This is a genomic window from Paraburkholderia sp. J69-1 (assembly GCF_905220255.1).
In the GTDB taxonomy this organism is placed as follows: Bacteria; Pseudomonadota; Gammaproteobacteria; order Burkholderiales; family Burkholderiaceae; genus Paraburkholderia.
On sequence record NZ_CAJMZG010000100.1, the window covers coordinates 1 to 457 of the forward strand.

Consider the following 457-nt stretch of genomic DNA (forward strand, 5'->3'; position numbering starts at 1 on the left):
AGACGCCGCTGCGGGGACGGTGACTGTTAGCAGTAATGTGACGACGTCGGGAGCTTTTGAGACGGCTGGCTATGCCGGCGTAAATCTTGATGGCGAGATTTACAGCAGTGGCGCTACGGCGATCGCGTCGAAGGCTGGCGATGTCGTCATTGGAGGCGCGATAGAGACACCGTCGACGATCGATATCAGCGCTGGGGCCGGTGTACAGATCGACGGCGCGTTGCATTCCGGCTCAAGTTTGACTGTCGCAGCGCAGCAGGACGTCGCGCTCAATAGTAGCGTTGAGGTTGATGGGACGGGCAATGCTTCGGTGAACGCCGGACGTGATCTTTCGGGTTCGGGAACGTTGAGCGTCGCGAACGATACGGTCCTCGTTGCTGGACGGAATCTATCACTCGCAGGTGCTATCCAGACGGGTAATGACCTGAATGCGAGCGCAACGGAGGATCTGACGCTT

At 58.6% G+C, this 457-nt stretch carries 1 protein-coding gene; it reads left to right on the forward strand.

Annotated elements, in window-relative coordinates; translation table 11 throughout:
• On the forward strand, positions 1 to 457 hold a 457-nt coding region (locus tag U5A67_RS40560; RefSeq protein WP_321818848.1), incomplete at both ends, for a hypothetical protein.